The following is a 3,656-nucleotide window of genomic DNA, read 5'->3' as shown; positions in this document are numbered from 1 at the left end:
GCCTTCTTGTGCTTGGTGGTCGCCCATTTGGAGTGGCCGGACATGCCTACGCTTCTCCCTTGATCATGCGGATGAAAAGTTCATGGACCCGCCGCTCGCCCGTCACCTCGGGGTGGAACGATGTGGCGAGCAGGTTTCCTGAACGGACTGCGACAATTCTAGACCTGCCGCCCAGCGTGGCCGTGTGGGACGCGTGCTGCGGGTCGACCTCTGCGAGCACCTCGACCGAGTCGCCGACCCGCTCAACCCACGGTCCACGGATGAAGACGGCGTGAATGGGACCGCCGGACTGGTCGATGTCCTTGAAGTCGAGGTCTGTCTCGAACGACTCTCGCTGGCGGCCGAACGCGTTGCGTCGCACCGTGATGTCCAGACCGCCGAACGTCTCCTGCGCCCGGCCCGAAAGGTCCTCGGCCGGATCCGCGATCTCGTTCGCAAGCAGGATCATGCCCGCGCAGGACCCATACACCGGGAACCCCTCGGCGATCTTGCGCTTGAGCGGCTCCGCCACGCCGAAGGCGCGCGCCAGCTTGTCGATCGCCGTCGACTCGCCTCCCGGGATGACGAGCCCATCGAGGCCATCCAGCTCCTCGGGCCTGCGCACCGTGACCGCCCGCGCACCGAGCGATTCGATCGCGGCAACGTGCTCGCGCACGTCCCCCTGCAGGGCGAGGACGCCGACGCGCAGCTCAGTCTGGTCGGTGGAGGAAGGAGCGGCAGAAGTCACCCGTCCAGTCTAGTCCGGGCTCAGATCGCGCCGCTTCCGGCGGCCGCGGCGCAGGAGGGAGCCAAGGACTGCGCCGGTAGCATGGACGGCGGACCGTGTGACGACAACAGATTGAGGATTGCACGATGTGCGGTATCGCCGGCTACTACGGGTTCGGTCAGGATCAGGCTCTGCTCGACACAATGAACAGCTGCATCCAGCACCGCGGCCCTGACGGCGAGGGGTACTTCCTCGGCGACGAGGCGGGCGCAGGCGTGGGGCTCGCCCACCGGCGGCTCGCGATCGTCGACCGGGCCCACGGTCAGGAGCCGATGATCAGTTCCGATGGGGACATCGTGCTGATCTACAACGGCGAGGTCTACAACTACCGCGAACTGCGGGCCGAGCTGGAGGACCTCGGGCGGACCTTCGTTACCGTCTCCGACACGGAGGTGGTCCTGCAGGCCTACGAGGAATGGGGCTCGGAGGCGTTCGACCGCTTCAACGGCATGTTCGGCCTGGCCATCCTCGATCGGCGTCTGGGCAGGCTCGTGCTCGCGCGTGACCACTTCGGCATCAAGCCGCTCTACTGGGCCAACGCGGGCACCGAGCACGAGCCCGAGATCCTGTTCGCCTCCGAGATCAAGCCGATCCTCGCGACCGGCAAGATCGAGGCCAAGCCCAACGAGCGCATCCTCTACCGCTACCTGCGCTTCCGGATCCACGACGACACCGAGGAAACGTTCTTCGACGGCGTCCACAAGCTCCTGCCCGGCGAGATGATGACCATCGAGCTCGCGACACGCCGCTTCCGCATCTCGAGCTACACGCGCCTCCGTGAAGAGCTCGAGGAGCTCTCGAAGGTCAACACGCCCTACACGCCCGCCGTCGTCGAAGAGTACCGCCGGCGCTTCACCGAGGCTATCCGGATCCGGCTCAACTCCGAGGTCCCGGTGGGAAGCGCCCTCTCGGGCGGACTCGACTCCTCCGCCGTCGTCGTCACGATCAACCGCCTCATGCAGGAGAACGCAGCAGGCCTCGAGGCCGTCGGGCCCAAGCAGAACACCTTCAGCGCAGTCTTCCCGAACGCCATCAACGACGAGGAGGCATACGCCGACGCCGCCATCGCCGCGTGCCAGGGCACGATCGAATCCCACAAGATCAAGCCCACCCCGGAGAGCTTCGACGCCGATCTCGTCGACTTCGTCCGCACCATGGAGGAGCCGATCATCTCCTCGGGCCCGTACGCGCAGTACTGCGTCATGAAGGAGGCCAGCAAGCACGTCACCGTGCTGCTCGACGGCCAGGGCGCCGACGAGATGATGGCCGGGTACATCCCCTATTACTTCGCCTATCTCCGCCAGCTCAAGGACAAGGGCGACTTTGCGACGCTCGCCAAGGAGACGTCGTCGAGCCTCGACATCTTCTACCGCCTGGGGCGGTTCCGGATCAGGGGCATGGCAAGCGGCAAGAAGACCGTCTCGATGGCCACTCTGCTGAGGAAGGACTGGACGCAGAAGTTCGGTGGCGAGTCGTTCGGGAACATCCCGGCCAACCTCAAGCAGCGCCTCATCGACGACCTCTTCACGAAGTCGCTGCCCTCGCTCCTTCGGTACGAGGACAAGAACACCATGCGGTTCTCCCTCGAAGGCCGCGTGCCGTTCCTCGACAAGGAAGTGGTGAAGTACCTCTTCAGCCTTTCGGACGAGGCCATCATCAAGGAGGGCTGGAACAAGCGCGTGCTTCGGGACGCCACCCGCGGCCTCCTGCCGGAGATGATCAGCAACCGCCGCAACAAGATCGGCTTCACGACTCCCGAGGCGGAGTGGTTCAAGCTCATGAAGGAGCGGATCTACAAGATCTTCATGTCGAACTCCTTCTACAGCCGCCCTTACTGGGACCGCGAGCAGGTCCTCACGGCGTTCGAGGAGTACCTCAACGGCAAGAACGACGCCGACACGATGATCTTCTGGCGGCTCCTCAACGTGGAGCTGTGGTTCCGCGAGTTCATCGACAAGGACGAGACTCCCGCGGACGTCAAGGCTGGCAAGAGCGACTACGAGGCCAATCCGGGCAAGGAGCTCGACATCGTCTCCGTCGGCCAGACCTTCAGGCGCTACCCGCTCCAGACCGACGTGTTCGCGCGCACCACGGAGCTCGCGCCAGCCGTCACCGGGTACGTGAAGCGGTTCTTCGACGGCCTGCCCACCGCGCCCGAAGAGGCGCGCAAGGCGGCCGAGGGCCACCAGTGGTACCTCCTCGTGAGCGAGAAGATTGTGGCGATCACCCAGGGGCGGTCCTTCCCCGTCTGGGAGATCGAGGTGTCCCCTGCCGCGCGAGTCCTAAGCAGGTTCGTCACCCGGACGCCCGCCGGAATTGGCCTCGGGAGCCCCTGGTCGATGCAGATCGCGATCGACGAGGTGGGCCTTCCGCTCATCGCCAAAGCCGCCGCAGCGTCCGTCGTCGGCAAGCTCCAGGGAAAGAGCGGCGTCTTCTATGACGTGGTGGGCAACAACATCAACGCGATCGACGGCGCCACCCCCTACAGCTTGGGTGCGGCCAGCAACTCAGTGAAGCTCGCGCCCAAGGATCCCGACGGCGTCGCACGCTCCCTCAGCGCGGCCGTGCGCGCCGCCCTGCCCCCCGACGCGGTGGCGACCTTCGGCGGCACCGCCATCATGGACGCGAACGATCTGGGCGTCGTCGTGATGGGGCACGACACCGCCCTCCCGAAGGAGACCATCGCCGGGATGTTCAAGGACAACCCGCAGGGACAGGGGTCCCAGGCCACGCCGATGTCGCTCGTGTTCGCCCACGACGAGAGCTGAGCTCCGCGTTCGCTTGCGCCGTCAGGGTTTGAGGGGTGCCACCCAGCCAACCAGGCGGCGCCAACGGGCGGCTCCGTGGCCCCCCCCCCGCGGCGTGAAAGGCTCCGTTGAGGGGCCAACCC

At 66.0% G+C, this 3,656-nt stretch carries 2 protein-coding genes; one reads left to right on the top strand and one right to left on the bottom strand.

Annotated elements, in window-relative coordinates; genetic code table 11:
- Positions 1–46: 46 nt before the first annotated feature.
- Positions 47–727 (bottom strand): pyridoxal 5'-phosphate synthase glutaminase subunit PdxT, encoded by a 681-nt coding sequence (pdxT, locus tag ACTHL9_RS13255; protein WP_440519713.1) that lies wholly within the window; start codon positions 725–727, stop codon positions 47–49.
- 125 nt (positions 728–852) lie between these two features.
- Here pdxT and asnB point away from each other — a divergent pair, with 125 nt between their 5' ends.
- Positions 853–3,534 (top strand): asparagine synthase (glutamine-hydrolyzing), encoded by a 2,682-nt coding sequence (gene asnB, locus ACTHL9_RS13250; protein WP_440519712.1) that lies wholly within the window; start codon positions 853–855, stop codon positions 3,532–3,534.
- Positions 3,535–3,656: the final 122 nt, after the last annotated feature.

The organism is Sinomonas sp. (assembly GCF_051955515.1).
In the GTDB taxonomy this organism is placed as follows: domain Bacteria; phylum Actinomycetota; class Actinomycetes; order Actinomycetales; family Micrococcaceae; genus Sinomonas.
Note: the sequence above shows the minus strand (reverse complement) of the source record. Positions and strands in the feature narration are given on the sequence as shown.

Excerpts from the sequence above, each read along its gene's own strand:
- asnB (WP_440519712.1), top strand. The coding sequence starts at position 853 with ATGTGCGGTATCGCCGGCTACTACGGGTTCGGTCAGGATCAGGCTCTG.